The organism is Aeromonas sp. Lyrl_2 (assembly GCF_051948815.1).
In the GTDB taxonomy this organism is placed as follows: domain Bacteria; phylum Pseudomonadota; class Gammaproteobacteria; order Enterobacterales; family Aeromonadaceae; genus Aeromonas; species Aeromonas veronii.
The window spans coordinates 16,219-34,749 of record NZ_JAYJLJ010000022.1; the positions used below are offsets into that span (position 1 = coordinate 16,219).

General features: G+C 59.9%; 14 protein-coding genes. 10 read left to right on the forward strand and 4 right to left on the reverse strand.

From position 1 onward, the window contains the following. The first annotated feature begins 107 nt into the window (after positions 1 to 107). The 3 genes from prlC (at position 108) to VF684_RS17285 (ending at position 5,723) form a co-directional block, all read left to right on the forward strand. Positions 108 to 2,150, forward strand: a complete 2,043-nt coding sequence (gene prlC, locus VF684_RS17275) for an oligopeptidase A (protein ID WP_042054692.1) — start codon at positions 108 to 110, stop codon at positions 2,148 to 2,150. 207 nt (positions 2,151 to 2,357) lie between these two features. Continuing rightward, on the forward strand, positions 2,358 to 4,907 hold the full coding sequence (locus tag VF684_RS17280; RefSeq protein ID WP_019446319.1) for a putative bifunctional diguanylate cyclase/phosphodiesterase: 2,550 nt from the start codon (positions 2,358 to 2,360) through the stop codon (positions 4,905 to 4,907). A 54-nt stretch (positions 4,908 to 4,961) separates the two neighbouring features. After that, entirely contained in the window at positions 4,962 to 5,723 is a 762-nt protein-coding gene (locus tag VF684_RS17285; protein WP_234921554.1) for a class I SAM-dependent methyltransferase, read from the forward strand. Positions 5,724 to 5,793: 70 nt separating this feature from the next. Here VF684_RS17285 and VF684_RS17290 read toward each other — a convergent pair whose 3' ends face one another. Genes VF684_RS17290 through rhlB form a run of 3 tightly spaced genes read right to left on the reverse strand, consistent with a single transcriptional unit; the run spans position 5,794 to position 8,870 of the window. Continuing rightward, positions 5,794 to 6,048 (reverse strand): Rho-binding antiterminator, encoded by a 255-nt coding sequence (locus VF684_RS17290; protein WP_108613501.1) that lies wholly within the window; start codon positions 6,046 to 6,048, stop codon positions 5,794 to 5,796. 30 nt (positions 6,049 to 6,078) lie between these two features. Beyond that, the gene (gene gppA, locus VF684_RS17295; RefSeq protein ID WP_069528582.1) at positions 6,079 to 7,569 is read right to left on the reverse strand and encodes a guanosine-5'-triphosphate,3'-diphosphate diphosphatase; all 1,491 of its coding nucleotides are present in this window, start codon (positions 7,567 to 7,569) and stop codon (positions 6,079 to 6,081) included. An 11-nt stretch (positions 7,570 to 7,580) separates the two neighbouring features. After that, positions 7,581 to 8,870, reverse strand: coding sequence for an ATP-dependent RNA helicase RhlB (gene rhlB, locus VF684_RS17300; protein ID WP_005339414.1), 1,290 nt, complete (start codon positions 8,868 to 8,870; stop codon positions 7,581 to 7,583). A 113-nt stretch (positions 8,871 to 8,983) separates the two neighbouring features. Between rhlB and trxA the strand changes: the two genes are divergently transcribed. The 6 genes from trxA (at position 8,984) to VF684_RS17330 (ending at position 15,462) form a co-directional block, all read left to right on the forward strand. Continuing rightward, a complete protein-coding gene (gene trxA, locus VF684_RS17305; protein ID WP_005339416.1) occupies positions 8,984 to 9,310 on the forward strand; it encodes a thioredoxin TrxA in 327 nt (108 codons plus the stop codon). 204 nt (positions 9,311 to 9,514) lie between these two features. Next, complete coding sequence (rho, locus tag VF684_RS17310) at positions 9,515 to 10,780, forward strand: transcription termination factor Rho (RefSeq protein ID WP_005339417.1); 1,266 nt, start codon at positions 9,515 to 9,517, stop codon at positions 10,778 to 10,780. Positions 10,781 to 10,888: 108 nt separating this feature from the next. After that, positions 10,889 to 11,881, forward strand: a complete 993-nt coding sequence (locus VF684_RS17315) for a hypothetical protein (protein ID WP_139440692.1) — start codon at positions 10,889 to 10,891, stop codon at positions 11,879 to 11,881. 33 nt (positions 11,882 to 11,914) lie between these two features. Next, positions 11,915 to 13,384, forward strand: coding sequence for a 4-hydroxy-3-polyprenylbenzoate decarboxylase (ubiD, locus tag VF684_RS17320; protein WP_005339421.1), 1,470 nt, complete (start codon positions 11,915 to 11,917; stop codon positions 13,382 to 13,384). Between the two features lie 146 nt (positions 13,385 to 13,530). Beyond that, positions 13,531 to 14,229 (forward strand): NAD(P)H-flavin reductase, encoded by a 699-nt coding sequence (gene fre / locus VF684_RS17325; protein ID WP_042054686.1) that lies wholly within the window; start codon positions 13,531 to 13,533, stop codon positions 14,227 to 14,229. A 219-nt stretch (positions 14,230 to 14,448) separates the two neighbouring features. Next, a complete protein-coding gene (locus tag VF684_RS17330) occupies positions 14,449 to 15,462 on the forward strand; it encodes a GGDEF domain-containing protein (RefSeq protein WP_139440691.1) in 1,014 nt (337 codons plus the stop codon). A 54-nt stretch (positions 15,463 to 15,516) separates the two neighbouring features. Here the strand turns inward: VF684_RS17330 and ubiK are convergent, their stop codons facing one another. Further along, positions 15,517 to 15,774, reverse strand: a complete 258-nt coding sequence (ubiK, locus tag VF684_RS17335) for a ubiquinone biosynthesis accessory factor UbiK (protein ID WP_005339429.1) — start codon at positions 15,772 to 15,774, stop codon at positions 15,517 to 15,519. 300 nt (positions 15,775 to 16,074) lie between these two features. On the opposite strand from ubiK, the gene VF684_RS17340 reads away from it, so the two are divergent. After that, entirely contained in the window at positions 16,075 to 18,516 is a 2,442-nt protein-coding gene (locus VF684_RS17340; RefSeq protein WP_440174352.1) for a VolA/Pla-1 family phospholipase, read from the forward strand. Positions 18,517 to 18,531 lie beyond the last annotated feature (15 nt).

Below are 18,531 nucleotides of genomic sequence, written 5' to 3' on the forward strand. Positions count from 1 at the left end.
GGTTGCGGCGGATTCCCGCTTGATTATTGCGTGGCTTGGCCACATGTTAGAAAGCCATACAGAGCTGCTAAAGCGGTCTGTTCAAGACCAAACAAGAGGTAACCGGGATGAATAACCCTTTGCTGACAATGGATTCGCTGCCCCCTTTCAGCCAGATCAAGCCGGAGCAGGTTCAGCCTGCCGTGATTCAGGCGATTGCTGACTGCAAGCAGAAGATCAGCGATGTGCTGGCCCAGCGTGATCCCCATACCTGGGATAGCCTGATTGCCCCGCTGGAAGAGGTAAATGACCGCCTGTCACGGATCTGGTCACCGGTCAGCCACCTCAACTCCGTACTCAACAGCGAAGCGCTGCGCGAGGCCCATGATGCCTGCCTGCCGCTGCTCTCCGAATTCCAGACCTATGTCGGTCAGCATGAAGGGCTCTATCAGGCCTATCTGGCCCTCTCCCAGAGCGATGATTTCCCGCTGCTGAGCGGCGCCCAGCGCAAGGAGATCCAGAATACCCTGCGTGACTTCCGCCTCTCCGGTATCGGTCTGCCTGCCGAGGCGCAGCAGCGTTACGGCGAGATTCAGGCCCGCCTCTCCGAGCTGGCCTCCCGTTTCAGCAACAACGTGCTGGACGCAACCCAGGGCTGGCACAAGCTGGTGGCCGATGAAGCCGAACTGGCCGGTCTGCCCGACAGCGTGCGTGCCGCTGCCCGTCAGATGGCTGAACTTAAAGGCAAAGAGGGGTGGCTGTTCACGCTGGATATCCCCTCTTATCTGCCGGTGATGATGTATGCCGACAACCGCGAGCTGCGGGCAGAGATGTACGAAGCCTTCACCACTCGCGCCTCCGATCAGGGCCCCAATGCGGGCAAGTGGGACAACTCCGCCATCATGAGCGAGCTGCTCACCCTGCGCCGCGAACTGGCTCAGTTGCTGGGGTTCGCCAACTATGCCGAGCTCTCCCTGGCCACCAAGATGGCGGACAAGACCGAACAGGTGGTGAGCTTCCTCACCGATCTGGCGGCCAAATCCCTGCCGCAAGGCAAGGCCGAGCTGGAGGAGATTCGCGCCTTCGCCGCCGAGCAGCATGGTCAGAGCGAGCTGGCCGCCTGGGATCTCGCCTACTACGCCGAGAAGCTCAAGCAGCACAAGTTCTCCATCTCCGACGAGCAGCTGCGCCCCTACTTCCCCGCCAGCAAGGTGGTGAAGGGGTTGTTCGAAGTGGTGAAGCGGGTGTTCGGCATGAAGGTGCGCGAGCGCCTCGGCATCGACACCTGGCACCCTGATGTGCGCTTCTACGATATCTTCGACGCTGATGACGAACTGCGCGGCAGCTTCTATCTCGACCTCTACGCCCGCGAGCACAAGCAGGGCGGGGCCTGGATGGATGTCTGTCTGGGTCGTCGCTACCGTCAGGATGGCTCGCTGCAAAAGCCGGTGGCCTACCTGACCTGCAACTTCAACGGCCCGGTGGATGGCAAACCGGCGCTGTTTACCCACAACGAAGTGGTCACCCTGTTCCATGAGTTTGGCCACGGCATCCACCACATGCTGACCCGCATCGATGTGGCCGGTGTCGCCGGTATCAACGGCGTGGCCTGGGATGCGGTAGAGCTGCCGAGCCAGTTCCTGGAGAACTGGTGCTGGGAGTCCGAGGCGCTGGCCTTTATCTCCGGCCACTACGAGACCGGCGAGCCGTTGCCTGCCGATCTGCTGGAGAAGATGCTGACCGCCCGCAACTTCCAGGCGGCGATGCAGATGCTGCGCCAGCTGGAGTTCGCCCTGTTCGACTTCCGTCTCCATCAGGAGTTTGATCCGGCCAATCCGGCACAGCTTCCGGCGCTGCTGGATGAGGTGCGCAGTCAGGTAGCTGTGATGACGCCGCCAGCGTTCAACCGCTTCCAGCACAGCTTCTCCCACATCTTCGCGGGCGGCTATGCGGCGGGCTACTACAGCTACAAGTGGGCTGAGGTGCTCTCTGCCGATGCCTTCTCCCGCTTCGAGGAGGAGGGGATCTTCAACCCGGCGACCGGCCAATCCTTCCTGAAGAATATTCTGGAGAAGGGAGGCTCGAAGGAGCCGATGGAGCTGTTCCGAGCCTTCCGTGGTCGTGAGCCCAAGGTGGATGCGCTGTTGCGACACAGCGGGATCGCTGCCTGAGATTCCTGACCCGCCGCCTGTGTGAGCTTCAACCAGGTACACTATTTTGCGGCATAGTGGGATCGAGTCGTGATTTCTGCGACAAAAAGGGACCTTTTGGTCCCTTTTTTCAAGGCTTTTTAATATCTTGCTGATTGCATATTTGCACTGCTCACAGCTCTTCAGTAGAGTCGTGTTCTAACCTTCAAGGAGAGAAAGCCACTTGCCATGAGGCGAGCACTCGATTCCGTCTATCAAATCATCTCAAGTCTGGCTCATTCGAGCGGCCAGGGATATTTCGATACCTTTGTGAGTGAAATCGCCGCTGCTGTGATGGCTGATGTCGTCCTGATCGCCAGCAGGGAATCAAATGCTTCCCATCTTACGGTTCAGGCTGCCCATCCCTCCTCTCTTGACCCCGATACCTTGACGCTGCCAATCACTGACTCTCCCGATGCCATTACCTGGCAGGAGGGGGAAGCCTGGTTCAGCGATCGTCTGTTGCAGCTGTTCCCCGCGATGCCGCTTGCCGATGCGTGGCAAGCCCAGGCCTACGCCGGGATCGCCCTCAAGGATGCGGATGGCGGGACCATAGGTATCTGCTGCCTGCTCTATCGTCAGCCGCAGGCCAATATGACCAAGGTGATGGGGCTGCTCCGGTTGCTGGGGCCGCTGGCCGGTCGTGAACTGGCGCTGATGCTGCAACGCCAGCTGCCGCAACTCTTGCCTGATACCCCTCATGTGCTGCAGAGCATGCTGTTTCAGGCCCCGGTGGGGATCGGCAAGCTCGATCTCACCGGCCGCATTCTCTGGGCCAACCCGGCCATCGAGAAGATGCTGGGTTATCCCCTCGACGAGCTGCTTCATCGCTCCATCTCCGACATCAATCACCCGGAGGATTGGCAGCGCAGCCTTGAGTGCTACGAAGAGATCCGGCGCGGCGAGCGCAGCAGTTTCACCCAGGAGAAGCGCTACTTCTGCAAGGGGGGCGAGATCCTGTGGGGGCGGGTGACTGTCACCCTGATCCGCGACGAGCAGCAGCAGCCGGACTACCTGATGGTGCTGCTGGAGAATATCGATCCCCTCAAGCGCCATGCGGAGCAGCTCAAGCTTTCTCACCGGGTCTACGACAACCTCTCCGAAGCGATTCTGGTGTGCGATGCCGACAGCCGCATCATCTCGGTCAACCCGGCCTTCGAGCAGATCACCGGCTACAGCAGCGACGAGGTGCGGGGCCAGCGTCCCAGCATGCTCAAGTCCGGGCTGCACGATCAGACCTTCTATGCCGACATGTACCATGCGCTGGAGCGGGTGGGGGTGTGGCGTGGCGAGGTGTGGAACAAGCGCAAGAACGGCAAGCTCTATCCGCAGCAGCTGATGATCAGCACCCTGCGCGAAGCCGGCAAAATTCAGCAATATATCGCCATTTTCAGCGATCTTTCCCAGACCAAAGTGGCCGAGCAGAAGATCGCGACCCAGGCCAACTACGACAACCTCACCAGCCTGCCCAACCGCTGGTTGTTTGGCCGCTGCCTCACCCGCTTCTGCGAGCGGGGCGAGCGCTTCGCGCTCATGGTGCTCGACCTCAACAACTTCAAGGCGGTCAACAACAGCATGGATCACCATGCTGGCGATGCCCTGCTGCGGGAGGTCTCGGATCGACTGGTGAGCCGGGTGCGCACCGAAGATCTGGTGGCCCGCATCGGTGGCGACGAGTTCGCGTTCCTGGTGCCCGGCATCGTCACCCGCCGTCAGGCCGAGGTGTTTGCCAAGCAGGTGATCGGCAGTTTCGCCCGCCCCTTTATGCTGGCCAACCAGCACCTCTATGTGACCGCGACCATCGGCATGACTCTCTGTCCGGTCGATGGCAGCGAGAGCGACGAGCTGCTGCGAAATGCCGAACAGGCGCTGTTTGCGGCCAAGCGGCAGGGACGGTTGCTCGGAGCCTACTGCTCATCCATGCGGGAAGAGGTGCGCCAGCGCCACCAGATGCAGCAGGATCTGGCCGAAGCGATCAAGCTGGAGCAGCTGACCATGGCCTACCAGCCGATCTGGGACAATCGCAGCGGACGGGTCGCCAAGCTGGAGGCGCTGGTGCGCTGGTATCACCCCCACTGGGGGCAGGTATCTCCTGCCGAGTTTATTCCGCTGGCGGAAGAGGCAGGTCTGATTCAGGGGTTGGGTGCGCTGGTATTGTGGCAATCGTGCCGGGATCTGGCGCGGTTGCAGCAATCCGGCTTCCCTGATCTGCAGATGTCGATCAACCGTTCCACCATGGAGTTCCAGACCATCGACCCCGAGGCGAGCGAGTGGCTCAAGGTGATCCAGCACTTCGGGCTCGATCCTGCCGACATCGTCATCGAAATCACCGAATCTCTGCTGATGGAGAGCAGCGATCAGCACAGGGTGCGGATCGATGCCCTGCGCGAGGCGGGCTGCAAGCTGGCCATCGACGATTTCGGTACCGGCTACTCGGCCCTCAACTATCTGCGCACCTTCCCGGTAGATCTGGTCAAGATCGACCGCTCCTTCGTGCGCCATATCCCCTTCAACGAGCAGGATAGGATGCTGCTCGACGGCATCATCAACATAGTGCACAACCTCGGCATGCAGGTGGTGATCGAGGGGGTAGAGACCCGCGAGCAACTCAACTTCCTCTGCCAGAAAGGGTGCGCCTTTACCCAGGGTTATCTGCTCAGCCGCCCGCTAGCCTATGACGATCTCATTGATTACCTCGCTCTCAACCGTCAGGGGATGAACCTCACTGTCGTGAGCTGATCCACCGCTTCTGTTATCATGGCCGCTTCTGTACGTGCCATGAGTCTGTCTCCTATGCCCCATATTCAGGTTTTCAGTGAAGTCCCCGCCCGTGATGGCGAGCTCGACGCCCTGCGTTTACGCCTTGCCGACGTGGAGTTTCCGGCTCCGTTTGCGCTGGTACTGACTGAAGAGAGACTGGAACTGCGCAAGCTGGATGAGCCCAAGCTGGGGGCTGTCTATGTGGACTTCGTGGAAGGGGCGGTGGCGCATCGCCGCAAGTTTGGCGGCGGTCGCGGTCAATCCATCGCCAAGGCGGTGGGGCTCAAGGCCGGTGCCACACCGACCGTGGTGGATGCCACCGCCGGGCTGGGGCGCGATGCCTTCGTGCTCGCCTCCCTCGGCTGCAAGGTGACCCTGATCGAACGCAGCCCTGTGGTGGCCGCTCTGTTGCAGGATGGGCTGGCGCGGGCGGCACAGGATCCCGAGATTGGCCCCTGGGTCAGCGAGCGGATGCACCTGCTGCAAGGCCCGGCGGTGGACAATCTGCTGGCGCTGCCGGAGCGGCCCGAGGTGATCTACCTCGACCCCATGTTCCCCCACAAGCAGAAGTCAGCGTTGGTGAAAAAGGAGATGCGGGTGTTCCAGTCGCTGGTGGGGCCGGATCTTGATGCTGATGCTCTGCTGCCAGCTGCGCTTCAAATGGCAGAGAAGCGGGTGGTGGTGAAGCGGCCGGACTACGCCGGCTGGCTCAACGAACAGAAGCCCAGCATGGCCATTGAGACCAAGAGCAACCGCTTCGATGTCTATGTGATGGCGGCGCTGGCGGCGAGTTAACGGCCGGTGTGAGGCGCAGATGCAAAAAGGAGGGCCAACGTCATGTTGGCCCTCCTTTTTCGTATTGGATTCAGTTGGTTGGCGCGAAGCGGATCAGCTTCTCTTCCCCTTGCCAGTTCAGGCGCAGGGTCGCCAGTTCTGCCAGACTGAGCCGCTCGCCACTGTGCAGCAGCAGATACTCGACCCCTTCGCTGGCTTCGATGGTGCGGATCTTGTCATCCCGCTGGCGACCATCGCGGCTGGTGAGGGTCACCGGTAGTTGCCAGCTGGCAGCAATTTCGAGCCAGTCGTAGAGATCGCAGCTGATGGGTTGATAATCCGGCATGATCGGCTCCAAAACAGGCGGGTTGCTGAGTCAGGCTTCCTGTACGCGGGTCGGCCAGCCCATCTTCTGCTGGCGTTCCACCTCGAGCCGCAGCTCGCTGGCGCGCAGGTAGTGTTCATCCATCCAGCCCTTGGGCAGGGTCAGGGTCAGTGACTCCTCTTCTGCCTGCAGGGTGAAGCTGGGCACAGTGCCCTGGGTGCGGCGCATGCAGAGGATCAGGGCGATGCGCAGGATACGGGCCAGCCGGATCGCCTGACGACCGGTGACAGCACCCTGCTTTTCCAGCGGTTCCAGCTTGAATTCGTCCCGCTGGTTGAACAGCAGGGCCGACAACAGCTTCTTTTGCGCAGGGGTAAAGCCCGGCATATCGATGTTGTCGATGATGTAGGCGGCGTGTTGCGGCGCCTTCTTGTACTCGATACAGAGGCCGATCTCGTGCAGCAGGGCGGCATAACGCAAGATCGGGCGACCGTAGCGTTTGGAGAGTCGCCAGGCCGGTTGCAGCTGGTTGAACGCCTCGACGGCGGTATCGCGCACCCGTTCGGCGTGCTCTTTATCCAGCTGATAGCGGCTGATCAGGCTGTCGGCGGTACGATCCCGGGCATCACAGTCGTGATTGTTGCCCAGCAGACCGTAGATCAGTCCTTCACGCAGGGCGCCACCCGCGAGGGTCATGCTCTCGATATCGAGGGTTTCGAAGATGGCGATCAGGATGGCGAGGCCGGAGGGGAACACGGTCAGCCGCTCGGCCGCCAGCCCTTCCAGTTGCAGCCGGTCAAGCTTGCCGCAGGCGATGGCCTGACCCATCAGCTCCTGCAGTTTCGGCAGGGTGACCCGTTCGCTCTTCCCTTGCGCCAGCATGATCTCTTGCAGCGCCTGCACCGTGCCGGAGGCGCCGACACAGGTACGCCAGCCAAGGGCACGGTAATCATCCGCCACCTTCTCCAGCACCGCCTTGGCGGCAGCAATCGCCTGCTCGAAACGGGCTTCGGAGAGCTCGCCATCACCGAAGTGATTGTTGAGCCAGGTGACGCAGCCCATGTGCAAGCTGTTGAGCAGTTTTGCTTCGCTATGTTCGCCGATCACCAGTTCGGTACTGGCACCGCCGATGTCGATCACCAGCCGGTTGCCTTCCCCGGCAGAGGTCCAGGAGACCCCTTCGTAGATGGTCTTGGCCTCTTCCTCGCCCGAGATGATCTCGATGCTGTGGTTGAGTACCCGTTCCGCTTCGCTGAGGAACTCGTCGACGTTGGTGGCAAGCCGCAAGGTTGCGGTGCCCACCACCCGGATATTGTCGGCCGGAATGTCCTGCAATTGTTCGGAGAAGAGACGCAAACAGTCCCAGCCCCGCTCCATGGCGGCACGGCTGAGACGAAATTCCGGATCGAGCCCGGCGGCAAGGCGAACCTTGCGCTTGACCTTGGCGACGGTGCGCAGGGCACCGGCGACCTCGCGCACCACCAGCATATGAAAGCTGTTGGAGCCGAGGTCGATAGCGGCATAGAGAGGCGAGTTGTGCAACGGGCCTGTCCTTAGCTCTTGCGCGGCGGACGACGACGGTTGTTGCTGTTGCCACCGCCCTGACGATCCCGCATGTTGCGGTTCACTGGCTGACGGTTGCGGAACACCCGTTTCGGCGGGGTCACGTCATCCAGCAGCGCTTCGCGATCATATTTGCTGACCGGAATGGCGTGGTGGATGTACTCCTCGATGGCCGGCAGGTTGAAGGCATAGTCTTCACAGGCCAGGCTGATGGAGTGACCGCTCTTGCCGGCACGACCGGTACGACCGATACGGTGTACATAGTCTTCGGCGTCGTCGGGCAGGTCATAGTTGAAAACGTGGGTCACGTCAGGGATGTGCAGACCACGGGCGGCCACGTCGGTGGCGACCAGAATATCGAGCGCACCCTTGGTGAAATCCTCGAGGATCTTCATCCGCTTCTTCTGTGGCACATCACCGGTCAGCAGACCGACGCGGTGGCCGTCGTTTTCCAGCCAGGCGTGAACGTCTTCACAGACATGCTTGGTGTTGGCGAAGACGATCGCTTTTTCCGGCCACTCCTCTTCCATCAGGGAGAGCAGCAGCAACATCTTGTCTTCATTGGAGGGGTAGAACAGCTCCTCCTTGATCCGCACGCCGGTCATCTGCTCCGGCTCTACCTGCACATGTTCCGGGTGGTTCATGTGTTCGTAGGCCAGCTCCTGCACACGTAGGGAGAGGGTGGCGGAGAACAGCATGCTCAGACGCTCGGTCGCGGGCGGCATGCGGCGGAACAGGAAGCGGATGTCCTTGATGAAGCCCAGATCGAACATGCGATCCGCTTCGTCCAGTACCACGACCTGAATGTTGCTCAGATCGATCACCTTGGACTTGAAGTAGTCGATGATGCGGCCAGTGGTGCCGATCAGGATGTCGACGCCCTGCTCCAGCACGGCCAGCTGCTTGTCGTAACCTTCGCCACCGTAGGCGAGGCCGAGTTTCAGGCCGGTAGAGGCAGCGATGCTGTCGGCATCGTTATAGATCTGTACTGCCAGTTCCCGGGTGGGTGCCATGATGATGGCTCTGGGTTGATTAACCAGACGGGGCTTGGTCAGCGGGTGAGTCAGCAAATAGTTGAATGTCGCGGCCAGGAAGGCAATGGTCTTGCCGGTTCCTGTCTGGGCCTGACCGGCGAGGTCATGACCTTCTACCAGCAGTGGCAGAGACAGTGCCTGGATGGGCGTGCAATAGTGAAATCCCTTTGATTCCAGACCAGCCAGAACTTCGGGTTCGAGGCCCATTTGGGCGAATTTGTCGGTCGTTAAGTGTGTTTTGCTCATGGCGGTAGGTTATCAGGTTAGGCTTGCAATAATAAACAGGATCATTTCAAATAGGGCAACTATTGCCTTTGTTGATATGTCAATAAAGCCTTAATTACTGACTGGAGTTGGAGATGAGTGACAAGATTGTTCAGCTGAGCGATGCCAGCTTCGAGGCAGATGTAATCAAAGCCGATGGCGCCGTTCTGGTCGACTTCTGGGCCGAGTGGTGTGGTCCGTGCAAGATGATTGCCCCGATCCTGGAAGAAGTTGCCCAAGAGTACGAAGGTCGCGTGACCGTAGCCAAACTGAACATCGACCATAACTCTGATACTCCGCCCAAGTACGGCATTCGTGGTATCCCGACCCTCTTGCTGTTCAAGAATGGCGAAGTGGCAGCGACCAAGGTCGGTGCACTGTCCAAGACTCAGCTGAAAGAGTTCCTGGACGGCAACCTGTAATAATTAAAGAGGAGCGCATTGCAATAATGCGCTCCTTGTGTTTTATCACCTAGACGCTCATCCCGATTGGTGCTAGTTTATCGCTCGTTTGCTAACCTTTTTGCCTGACTCTTTGCTAACCACAGCCTGGCAATCAAATCCGATCAGCATCAATCCAGCAGACTGTCTCCTCATTTCAATCCTTGCTTACAGACTTTCACCACTATGAATCTGACTGAATTAAAGAACACTCCTGTGTCCGAGCTGGTCAAGCTTGGCGAATCCATGGGGTTGGAAAATCTGGCTCGGGCGCACAAGAAAGACATCATTTTTGCCATCCTCAAGGCGCACGCCAAGGGTGGTGAAGATATCTTTGGCGACGGTGTGCTGGAAATCCTGACCGATGGTTTCGGCTTCCTGCGCAGTGCAGATGGCTCCTATCTGGCAGGCCCTGACGATATCTACGTCTCCCCGAGCCAGATCCGCCGCTTCAACCTGCGTACCGGCGATACCATCTCCGGCAAGATCCGGCCACCGAAAGAGGGCGAACGCTACTTCGCACTGCTCAAGGTCAACGAGGTCAACTACGACCGCCCGGAAAACTCCCGCAACAAGATCCTGTTTGAAAACCTTACCCCCCTGCATGCCAACGAACGTCTGCGTATGGAACGGGGTAACGGCTCTACCGAAGATATTACCGCCCGTGTACTGGACCTGGCTTCCCCCATCGGTAAAGGCCAGCGTGGCCTGATCGTGGCGCCGCCCAAGGCCGGTAAGACCATGCTGCTGCAGAACATCGCCCAGAGCATCGCCTACAACCACCCGGACTGTGAACTGATCGTTCTGCTGATCGACGAGCGTCCGGAAGAGGTTACCGAGATGCAGCGGATGGTGAAAGGTGAAGTGATCGCATCCACCTTTGACGAACCTGCTTCCCGTCACGTTCAGGTTGCCGAAATGGTGATCGAGAAGGCCAAGCGCCTGGTCGAACACAAGAAAGACGTGGTGATCCTGCTGGACTCCATCACCCGTCTTGCTCGCGCCTACAACACCGTTATCCCGTCATCCGGCAAGGTACTAACCGGTGGTGTGGATGCCAACGCCCTGCACCGTCCCAAGCGCTTCTTCGGCGCCGCGCGTAATGTTGAAGAGGGCGGCAGCCTGACCATCATCGCCACCGCGCTGATCGATACCGGTTCCAAGATGGACGAGGTTATCTACGAAGAGTTCAAGGGTACCGGCAACATGGAACTGCACCTCTCGCGCAAGATTGCCGAGAAGCGCGTTTACCCGGCCATCGACATCACCCGCTCAGGCACCCGTAAGGAAGAGCTGCTCACCTCAGGTGACGAGCTGCAGAAGATGTGGATCCTGCGCAAGATTGTCCACCCGATGGGCGAGATCGACGGTATCGAATTCCTCATCGACAAGCTGGCGATGACCAAGACCAACGACGAGTTCTTCGACGCCATGCGGCGCCAGCAGAAGTAAGTCCGGTCAGAAAATGACGAAACCGCGGCCCTGGTCGCGGTTTTTGTTTATCTGTTTTCCGGTCGCCCTAGTAGTATGAGATCCCGATGTCACATGGATGGAGACGTCATGAAGCCTGTTTTCTGGTTATTGCTGGGGTTGCTGAGTGCAATGCCACCTTGCGCGCAAAGTGCACCGGTCGCGGTGACAGCCGAGACGTTGCAGACTCACCAGCGCTATCTGGCGGGCCGTCTGCAGGAGGGGCAATTCGCAGCCATCGACTCTCTGCTGGCGACCCTGAGTCGCGAGCGGCGGGAGTTCCTGCTGTTGCAGCTGCTGCGGGATATTCCCGCTACCACGCCAGCATCTCCTGCGTTGCAACAGTGGGTCGAGGCTCAGGCCGACAAGGCCCCCGAGTGGCTCATGGAGCAGCAGGTCGACGGTTTTCTGGTGCAGCAACCTGTCTATGATTTTGCCGCGCAGGCCCGTCAGTTGCTGGGGGAGTGGCAGCTGCAATCACTGATGCAGCGCTATCGGCAGCAGCTTGCCCAGGGCAGCTTCCAGCTAAAGTCCATCTACTACAGCAGTAACCCCGATCTCGCCATGCAGCAGCAAGCCCTGTTGCTGGCCCTCGATACCTTGCCGCAACCGATCTGGATGCGGGAGGCGCAAGCGCTGGCCAGCCAGAATATCTATCTGCCCGATAATCACCTGTTGTTCCATCTGTTGCAGCGCACCGGCGAACCGGCGCTCTATGGCATGCTGTGGCGGCGGCCGGCAGATCAGGATGCGCTGCGTGCACTCTCTACCATCAGCCGCTTTCATCACGGCAGTGCTGCCAGCGATCTGCTGATTGCCGCCAGTGGCAATGAGGGATTGAAGGGAGCCGCCCTGCGGCAGCTGAGCGGACTCTCCCCCTTGCCGCCGCAAGCCCAGAAATACCTGCTGGCGGAACTCTCCAACCGTCAATACGGGGCGCTGGTGGCCGGTCTGTTGATGGAAGTGGACGAGCCCCAACTGCTCTCTGCGCTGGCCAGACGCCTCGGCCAGCGTGACATGCCACCCATTGCGCCGAGTCTGCTACCCGATTCGGGTACACCCGATGGGCAGCCAGGGTTATAATGCGTGACCTCCTGAACCCGGTTGGGAACTTGCATGAAATACAAGGATTTGCGTGATTTCATCGCGCAGCTGGAACAAAACGGACAACTCAAGCGCATCACCCGCGAGATAGATCCCTATCTGGAGATGACCGAGATCAGCGATCGCACCCTGCGTGCGGGTGGCCCGGCTCTGCTGTTCGAAAATCCCAAAGGCTACACCATGCCGGTGCTGACCAACCTGTTCGGTACCCCGGATCGGGTTGCCATGGGCATGGGCCAGCCCGATGTGGGCGCCCTGCGTCAGGTCGGGGTCTGGCTCTCCTATCTCAAGGAGCCCGAGCCGCCAAAGGGATTCAAGGAGCTGATGGAGAAGCTGCCGATCTTCAAGCAGGTGCTCAACATGCCGACCAAACGCCTCTCTTCCGCCCCCTGCCAGCAGGTGGTGCAGGAGGGGGATGCGGTCGATCTCGACCAGATCCCGATCCAGCATTGCTGGCCCGGCGATGTGGCGCCGCTGGTCACCTGGGGCCTCACCATCACCCGCGGCCCCTACAAGAAACGCCAGAACCTCGGCATCTATCGCCAGCAGAAGATCGCCAAAAACAAGCTGATCATGCGCTGGCTCGATCATCGTGGCGGAGCCATCGATTTTCGCGAGTGGCAGGAGGCCCATCCCGGTGAGCGATTCCCGGTGGTGGTAGCGCTTGGCGCCGATCCCGCGACCATTCTCGGCGCGGTGACGCCGGTGCCGGATACTCTCTCCGAATATGCCTTTGCCGGTCTGCTGCGCGGCAGCCGTACCGAAGTGATCAAGGCCATCAGCTGCGATCTGGAGGTGCCCGCCAGCGCCGAGATCGTGCTGGAAGGCTATCTTGAGCCGGGTGAGATGGCGCCGGAAGGGCCTTATGGCGACCACACCGGCTACTACAACGAGGTGGACGAGTTCCCGGTATTCACCATCACCCACATCACCAAGCGGCGCGATGCCATCTATCACAGCACCTACACCGGCCGTCCGCCCGATGAACCGGCGGTGCTGGGTCTGGCGCTGAACGAGGTGTTTGTGCCGCTGCTGCAGAAGCAGTTCCCCGAGATTGTGGACTTCTATCTTCCGCCGGAGGGGTGCTCCTACCGGATGGCGGTGGTGACCATCAAGAAGCGTTACCCGGGCCATGCCAAGCGGGTGATGCTGGGAGTCTGGTCATTCCTGCGCCAGTTCATGTACACCAAGTTCGTGGTGGTGTGTGACGATGACGTCAACGCTCGCGACTGGAAGGATGTGATCTGGGCCATCACCACCCGGATGGACCCGGCACGGGACACCACCTTGATCGAGCATACCCCGATCGACTATCTGGACTTCGCCTCGCCGGTCTCCGGCCTCGGCTCCAAAATGGGGCTGGATGCCACCAACAAGTGGCCGGGCGAGACCAATCGGGAGTGGGGTCAGCCCATAGTTCAGGATGAGGCGGTGAAGCAGAAGGTGGATGCCATCTGGGATGAGCTCAATATCCTCGGATGAGGCAAACATGAGAGCTTTGCTGCAAAAAGTGATGCGATCCGCACTGATTTGAGTATTCTCGACTGACGGGGCCAGGGCTGCTGGTCGTCACTCCATAGTGAAACAATGAGCGAAGCGGGCCGAGCGAGCCCGCCACAAGGACAAGAATGCAACGTATCAAATGCCGCGTAGAGGAACTGCGCGAATATGTCGACACCATCTGGCATGTGGCCTTGACGCCGCAGCAAGCGATCAGCTTCAAGCCGGGCCAGTATCTGCTGGTGGTGATGAGCGATTCGGACAAGCGCCCCTTCTCCATCGCCAACTCGCCGACCCGCCCGGGCGTGCTGGAGCTGCAAATCGGTGCTACTCCCGAGAACGCCTACGCCGGTCAGGTGCTGGCCCGCATGCGCGAGCAGGGGGAGATCGAGGTCGAATTGCCGGCTGGCAAGGCGTTCCTGCGCGATGAGTCTCCCCGTCCGCTGATCCTGATGGCGGGCGGCACCGGCTTCTCTTACGCCCGCTCCATTCTGGAGTACCTGATTGACACGGGCAGCAAGCGCCCGGTGTTCTTCTACTGGGGTGTGCGTCAGGCTCACTGGCTCTATGAGCTGGAGCAGATGCAGCAGTGGGAGCGTGACTATGCGCCGCTCACCTTTATCCCGGTGGTGCAGGAGCCTGATGCTGACTGGACCGGCAAGAGCGGGCTGGTGCACAAGGCGATCATGGATGATTTCGTCAGTCTCCACGACTACGACATCTATGTCGCCGGCCGTTTCGAGATGGCGGGTGCCGCGCGGGAGGAGTTCAAGATCCTCGGCGCCGAGCCGGAGCGCATCTTTGGTGACGCCTACGAATTTATCTGACGGGATCCCCGTCTGGATGACGCAGCCCCCGGTTTTGCCGGGGGCTTTTGTTTTTGTGGCCGCCGCAGTACCTGATCGTACCGAATGGTTGGATTATCGCGGCGTTATCCCATTATTTTTCAATATTTTGGCTATGAGTGGCTACTAATCGAGCCTAGCTGATGGCATCTTTGTGGGGGATTGACAAGAGCATCCATAGAGCAAGCACAAGGAGGCGCAGTGTTGAGTGAAGAGGGCAGGGCATCAGCGGAGGATGACAGGGGAGAGACCGGCTCTGTTGAACGGGTCGCAACGCTGATCCCGTCCCCTCATGGCGGTGAAATGGCCCGTTTGCAGGCAGAGATCGCCGCTTTGCAGCATGAAAATGGCCTGTTGCAGGAGAAGCTCAATGCCGCCCTCGATGGCACCGGCATCTGTCTCTGGCAGGGCACCATTCCCACCGGCGAGCTGCGGGTCTTCAATCTGCAGAACTTTCAGGCCGGTGACATGGCCCCTCATTTCGAGCAGTGGAGCGCCAAGCTCCATCCCGACGATCGCGCCCATGCCATGGGCAGCTACTTTGCCCACCTTGAGGGGAAAACTCCCTTCTACGAAGCCGAATACCGCACCATCAGCCCGGCCGGGGAGATCACCTGGCTGTGGGATAGGGGACGGGTCGTCGATCGGGATGGCGATGGCAAGCCGCTGCGGATCATGGGCTCCCATATCGATATCACCCAGCGCAAGGCTTATGAGCAGCGACTGGCGGAGCGCGCCAACAGCGACGCGCTGACCGGCTTGCTCAACCGGCAGGGGTTTGGCAAGGCGTTTGCTCAGCTGCAGCCGCAAGGGGCGGGGGCGCTGCTCTTTATCGATCTGGATGATTTCAAGGGGATCAACGACCAGCTGGGGCACGCCTGCGGCGATCTGGTGTTGCAGCAGATGGCGGACTGGCTGCGCCTTATTATGCCTGGCTCGGCGCTATGTGGCCGTTACGGCGGCGACGAGTTTGTGGTGCATCTGCACCGGGATGTGTCGAGCCATGGCCTGGCGCAACTGGCTGACGCCCTGATCAGCCGGATGCACGGCTATGTGCCCAAACCCGGTTGCCCGCAACGGGTGGGGCTGAGTATCGGCATCGCCCTGTGGGAGGAGGAGCCATTGAGCTTCCGGCAGGCATTGGAGGTGGCCGACCGTGCCATGTATGAGGCCAAGGCTCGCGGCAAGCGGGCCTGGTATCTGCTTCAGGTGTGATGTTTTTTACAGGTTCAATACAAAGCAAAAACCCCAGCCGAGCTGGGGTTTTCGTTATTCGCCTTTGGCGCCGAGCTGCTGCTCGAGCTGAGCCAGCTTGCTTTCGAGGGCGGCCAGTTTTTCACGGGTACGCAACAGCACCTTGGTCTGCACGTCGAACTCTTCGCGGCTGACCAGATCCAGCTTGCCCAGCTGGGCTTGCAGTACCTGACGCATCTTCTTCTCGGCCTCTTCACCCATGCTGCGAATGCCGGGCGGCAGGGAGTTGTGCACCTGCTTGGCGATCTCTTCCAGTTTCTTCGGGTCGATCATGATGTCCTCCTTAAGCGTTGGCGGACATTCTACCGACAATTCCCTCACTTTGCCGAGATCGCAGCGGCTTTTTAGTCGTGATGGTGCCCGCTGGCTGGTCGGGTCTGGTGATGGGGCCACAACTGCTACCCTTGCGCCCCTTTGTTAACCTGAAACCATGACATGCACCACAAAGCTGAGCCAGAACTGTCCGGCATGAGTCTTATTTGGTGTTGGTTTTATGTTAACGTTTTGCAGTCGAGGTCGTGATGACCCCGTTGGCTTGTGATGGATAACAACCTTATAAAAAGAGAATAAAAAATGAAGAAGAAGCTAATTTATGCAGCTGTTGTCAGCGCCCTGCTGGCCGGATGTGGTGGAGATGACAACAAGGGAGACACCACCAGCTCCCTCGATTATACCTTGAGTGGTGCCAACGGGGTGCGCCCGAGCGTGCTGGCCCCCCGTGCCAGCGACGGTACCCTGAAGTTTTCGACAGAAACTGCTGATCTGTCGAACCCGGTATCTGCCCTCTCCACCCTGGATGGCTGGTCAACCACCCAACCCGTCCAGCTGGTACCGGCGACCGTGACCGGTGTCTCTGTGCCGGCACCGGCGGCCAGCGAGTATGCCTCTGCCGTTGCACCCCTCTACCTGCTCGAGCTCACGCTGGATCCGGTCACTCTGCAACCCAACGGAGTCAAGGGCGGCAAGCCACTGGTTTATGGGACCGACTTTGTGGTCACTGGCGGGGACGGCAAGCTCAATCTGGTTCCGCTCAAGCCGCTCAATCCCTCTTCTTACTACATGATCGTGGCGACCGATGCCCTCAAGGACAGTCGCGGCACACCGCTCAAGGCGGGCGGCGATTACAGTAGCTTCAGATCGACGGCTGGCGCAACCACGCAGGAGCAGACCATCAACGGCCTGATCTCGCTGCAGGAAGGTCTGTTCAAGGCGGCCACCGGGATCACCAGCGATCGGGTGATCTTCTCCGACTGGTTTGCCACCCAATCTGGTGCCGATGTGCTGCTGGCGGTGAAGGGGGCAGCAGCTAAGGTAGTCGAAAATGGTCTGGATGCTGCGTTCGTCTGGAAACAGGATGCCAAGGGCAACACCAGCCTGCCAGCAACCTATACCATCAACGGTCTTAATGGCGGGGTGGATTTTCTGACCCAGCTGGCGAATGAGCCATTCTTGCCGCAGAAAGATCGTGATGCGATTGCTGCCGCTGTGGCGGCTAATGCCACCCTAAACGGAGTTGCAGCGGTGACCAAGGTGTATACCGGCACCGTCAAACTCCCTTACTTCCTCTCTACCCCGGCGATAGCTGGCTCATGGGACAAGGCCAAAACCCAATCCTGGCACGGCGCCATTCCCAGCCTCTATGCCATCGCCAACGCGCTGAAAGCGGGTGATAGCGAGGTGATCGGTGGACTGGTCGGGGCGGGCGTGGACCCGGCATTGCTGGGTGAGCTGATCACCGACCCGAGCCGTCAGAGTGAACTGCTGACCGAGGCGAGCAAGCTGATCGGGGTGACCCTCACCTCCGGTGGCAAGCCGCTGGATGCCGAGCGCAATATCGGCCGTTTCAACCCGTTGCCTACCCTGAGCGAAGTACAATCGGTACCGCTGCGGATCTTCGCCGCTGCACCGCTCAATACCATTACCGATGTGATCATCTATCAACACGGGGTTACCTCCATCAAGGAGAACGCCTATGCGCTGGCGCTGGGCCAGATTGGTGCTGGTCTGCAAGTCACACCAACAGCCAAAAATGTCGCTGTGGTAGTGATCGATCATCCGCTGCACGGCGAGCGTGGTTATGCCCTGAGCAACAGCATGGCGACGGTGACCACATCGGAGAACCCGCTCCCCTATCTGAACCTCAACTATCTGACGGTGGCGCGGGACAATCTGAAACAGAGCGTGGTCGATCTGCTTGGCCTTCGCCTGGCTGTCGGTCTGGCCAACACCCAGGGATTGGGTGGCCAATTGGGTGGTGCCGGTCTGAAAGTTCACTTCCTCGGTCACTCACTCGGTGCCATTACCGGGGCCAATCTGCTGGCTGTCGCCAACCAGACCACCGGCAGTGCTCAGGCTGATGCCCTGTTCAAGTTCGATACCGGTGGTCTGGCGATGCCGGGTGGCGGCATCGCGCCGTTGTTGCTCAACTCGCCTAGCTTCGGGCCGACCATCAAGATGAGCGTGCTTACCTCGGGCAGTCCGGCGCTGAAAGCGGGCTTTACCGCCTATGCACCGAATTGCAAAACGGCTGCCGCCACTTGCTTCGTCAACGAGTTCCTGCCCAGTCTGGATGCGGCCACGCAGGCGGGTGCGGCGAGCACCTTGCAGAGCTATACCTTTGCCGCCCAGTCAGTGCTGGACTCTGCGGACCCGATCAATCTGGGCAGTGGCATCGCCAAGAGCTTCCCGCTGTTCGCGACCGAAATTGTTGGCGATGGTGCGCTCAATCTGCTGGATCAGGTGATCCCCAACAGCATCGCCTCTGCGCCGCTGGGTGGCACCGAGCCGCTGTTCCGGGTGCTGGGTTTGCAAGAGCTGAAGGGTTCCGGCGTGCTCCCGGCGGGTCACCATGCTGCGCGCTTCCTGAAAGGGGGCCATAGCTCGCTGCTGGCTCCTGACGAGAACTTCGATCAGGCTGGCGCGGTCACCACCGAGATCCAGACCCAGTTCGCCAGCTTCTTTATGAGTGGCGGTGCGGCGGTCAAGGTAACTGATGACACCCTGATCAAGCAGTAACTGCCCATCGCGTAA